Genomic DNA, 3093 nt, shown 5'->3' with positions numbered 1-3093 from the left:
ACGGTGAAGGAAGGGACAACCACCGAACTCCGGGTGGAAAACGAGCCGATCCGGGGCAAGATCCAAATCATCAAAAAATCCGCGGACTACAACGATGTGACCAAGCTCAAAAAGGGCGCGCTGTTGAAGGACGCGGTGTTTGAAATCTTCGACAAATCCAATGCCGTGGTTGACCGCATCACCACCGACAGCCGGGGAGTCGCTACCTCCAAGGATTTACCCGTGGGTGTGTATGGCGTCCGGGAGATCACCGCGCCCAAGCACTATATCCTTGACGACGAACCCTTTTACGCCGAAATCAAGGTGGCAGGCGACCTCGTAAAATTCGAGGTGCTCAACTACAGTGAGGAGTTGGGCGTCGATGTGCGGAAGTACGGTAATTACGAGGCCATGCCCGGCGACATCATCCGCTACGACTTTGAGAAGATCAGCAACACCTCCACGGTCCCGCTGGATGATTTCTACTGGCGCGACGTGCTGCCCACCGACGCGGTGCGGCTCCAAAAGATTGTCACCGGAACGTGGAACGAGCGATTAACCTATGAGGTGGAGTACAAAACCAACAAGCGCGGCTGGCGCACGCTGGAGGATGGTCTCAGCAGCAAAACCAGCCACACCCTTGATTGCAGCCGCTCGGCGCTGAAGCTGAAATCCGGCGAGTATATCACCGAATTCCGCTTCCAGTTCGGAACAGTCCAGGAGGGCTTTGCTCAGGAGGATGCGCCGTACATCCTGTGCGGCGTCAACGGCGACCTGCCCAATGAATACCGCTTCACCAACAAAACAGATGTTGGTGGGCAGCGGGAAGACGAATGGGTAACGGCCAAGGACGCCTGGGTGACCATTATCTACGCGAAGCCGCGCGGACAGCTGCCGCAAACCGGCTTCTAACCAATCAATCAAAACAGGGCAAGGGCCGGCGTTTCACCGGCTCTTGCCCCTCTCTTTGGGAGGAAATAATGAAAAAATTTCTCGACCGTATCTGCCCAAACCTGGGCAGATACTATTTTACCCTCATGTCGGTTGTGCTGCTCTGCTGCTTTTGCAGTGTGACCGCCCTTGCCGTGGAGGATATGTGGGCGGTGGCCAACCGCATCATCGTGGACGTGTACAACAAGATCGCGGGGATTTCTACCGTGCTGGCGGGGCTGATGTCCGCCGTGGCGGTCATCGGCGCGAAATTATCCAATAATCAGCACAAGGTCGATCAGGCATGGGACTGGCTCAAGCGCATCTGGATCGCCTGGGTGGTCATCAATGGGATTGGGGCGTTTTTGGCCTATATCGTGCCTCTGTTCCAGGGTCTGGCAACGCTGACGCCGTAGAAATACCGCTATTTTTGTGAAACAGCCTGCCCCAATATCCGAATCAGCGGACCATAGTTTCTTGAAAATGCGGCAATATCTGCTTCTACTAAACTGCTTTTATCCGTCCCGGCAAAGTTCAAGTCATACCCGGCTTGTTTGGCCAGATAGTAAAAATACAACCGCTGCGTCCTTCCATTCCCCTCGCGGAAGGGATGCAGCGCATTGATTTCTCCCATAAAGTATGCCAACTGTTCGATAAACACACTGTGCTTGAGTCCATGTAAAAAATTCCGGCGCTTTAAGTTGGCATAAATATCCGCCGCGTAGCTTTCAATGAACGGGCCCCGGCAGAACAAAGTATCCCCTTTTATTAAAAAATCCCCTTCGCGAATCTTTCCGGCCCAAGCGTAGATGTCCTCAAAAATGGCTTTGTGGATTTTTTGAAGGTGCGCTAAATCGAAGTTCCCCTTGAGTGGTTTGCTCTGCAACTCCAATATTTTCAGACCCGTTATGTTGCGTTCTACAATGGCCAGTTGGCTAGCATCGCGGATCTCAAATTTGTTTTTCAGCACAGAAGTCCCAGGGTAGCAATAGCGGCTGTCCTGAGCGGTTTCATAGCGATAGATATAATCGTCCATCAGCTTGCCGTACCCATTTTCTTTGCGTCCGCGATATACGCGGCCAAAATTGCGGAAGCGTTTTCCTCGCCGCGCAGGATTTTTTCCCACAGCTTCTTTTGATCATCAGGAATCGAAAAGCCCTCAACCTCCATGCTGAACGCCACATTTTCAACGATTTTGGCAATTTCCTGTGCAGACATTTCTCCACCTCCAAGTCAATTTTTCTCAAGGTCGATCCAAATCAGCCTTATTGGATTTGCTCCGGTTCAGCGGGGCGGCGAAGCAAAAAAGCAAAGCCGCCAAGCATAGGCAGACGCCGGAGCAGTTTTCACTTGCTTATTTATAGTATACCCGAAACATCATGCAATTTCAATCGAAAAGGTGGTGATCCCCATTCTGGAAGGGATCCTGAAAGGTCTTGTTCTCTGGATCTACGGTCTGATTCTCGACGGCGTCAACGCGATGGCCAACGCCCTGCTGGATGTGTTCAATATGGACTTATCCTATTTCGAGCAGTATGCCCCCGTCACCGGCGACATCATGCAGATCATCATCGCAACAGGATGGGCGCTGCTGATGGGAAACATGGCGTTTCAGGCGATGCGCTCAATGGCGGCGGGAATCGGCTTTGAGGGCGAAGACCCCAAAATCCTGTTTACCCGCACCTTTGTCTTTGGCTTTCTGCTGGTCGCCAGCCGGCAGATCTGTGAAATCGGGCTTGGCGTCACCGGCACGGTGATGGGGCTTATGCGTATACCGGACGCGGTGGAAATCAACACGCCGGACGAGTCGATGCTCGGCGCCTTTGACGCCGCCTGGATTTGGATGGTGATCATCGGCATTATCCTGATCTGGCAGATCGTGAAATTTTTCTTTGAAATCGGCGAGCGCTACGTGGTGCTTGCCGTTTTGACCATCATGGCCCCGCTTGCTTTCGGCATGGGCGGCAGCAAAAACACCGAGGACATTTTTAAAGGCTGGGCGCGAATGTACGGCTCGATGTGCGTCATGATGCTGATGAACGTGGTGTTCCTCAAGCTGCTGCTCTCTGCCATGAGCACCGTCCCCACCGGGGCGGGGATCATCCCATGGCTTATCTTTGTGGTGGCCATTGCCCGTGTCGGCCGCAAGGTGGACGACCTGGTATGCCGCGTCGGGCTCAATCC

Annotated in this window: 5 protein-coding genes; 3 read left to right on the top strand and 2 right to left on the bottom strand. The window is 53.3% G+C overall.

Annotation, left to right across the window (positions count from 1 at the left end; translation table 11 throughout):
• Positions 1 to 891, top strand: an 891-nt coding sequence (locus DWV16_RS19385) for a collagen binding domain-containing protein (protein WP_243007356.1), incomplete at its 5' end; no start/stop codon positions are given.
• 68 nt (positions 892 to 959) lie between these two features.
• Positions 960 to 1325: a hypothetical protein gene (locus tag DWV16_RS16690; RefSeq protein ID WP_118480443.1), complete on the top strand. Its 366-nt coding sequence runs from the start codon at positions 960 to 962 to the stop codon at positions 1323 to 1325.
• An 8-nt stretch (positions 1326 to 1333) separates the two neighbouring features.
• Here the strand turns inward: DWV16_RS16690 and DWV16_RS16685 are convergent, their stop codons facing one another.
• The gene (locus DWV16_RS16685; protein ID WP_118480441.1) at positions 1334 to 1945 is read right to left on the bottom strand and encodes a Fic family protein; all 612 of its coding nucleotides are present in this window, start codon (positions 1943 to 1945) and stop codon (positions 1334 to 1336) included.
• Positions 1945 to 2127, bottom strand: a complete 183-nt coding sequence (locus DWV16_RS16680; protein WP_118480439.1) for a hypothetical protein — start codon at positions 2125 to 2127, stop codon at positions 1945 to 1947. Before DWV16_RS16680 ends, DWV16_RS16685 begins: the two co-directional genes overlap by 1 nt.
• A gap of 184 nt (positions 2128 to 2311) precedes the next feature.
• Here DWV16_RS16680 and DWV16_RS16675 point away from each other — a divergent pair.
• On the top strand, positions 2312 to 3093 hold a 782-nt coding region (locus DWV16_RS16675), incomplete at its 3' end, for a hypothetical protein (RefSeq protein ID WP_147349485.1).

Origin of the sequence: Anaerotruncus sp. AF02-27 (genome assembly GCF_003465835.1) — a bacterium.
GTDB lineage: Bacteria > Bacillota > Clostridia > Oscillospirales > Ruminococcaceae > Anaerotruncus > Anaerotruncus rubiinfantis.
The sequence above is the reverse complement of the archived record's forward strand: the minus strand, read 5'-3'. Positions and strand labels throughout refer to the sequence as shown.

What these genes read in the sequence shown, in the direction of transcription:
- DWV16_RS16690 (WP_118480443.1), top strand. Translation starts at nt 960, where the DNA reads ATGAAAAAATTTCTCGACCGTATCTGCCCAAACCTGGGCAGATACTAT.
- DWV16_RS16685 (WP_118480441.1), bottom strand. Translation starts at nt 1,945, where the DNA reads ATGGACGATTATATCTATCGCTATGAAACCGCTCAGGACAGCCGCTAT.
- DWV16_RS16680 (WP_118480439.1), bottom strand. Translation starts at nt 2,127, where the DNA reads ATGTCTGCACAGGAAATTGCCAAAATCGTTGAAAATGTGGCGTTCAGC.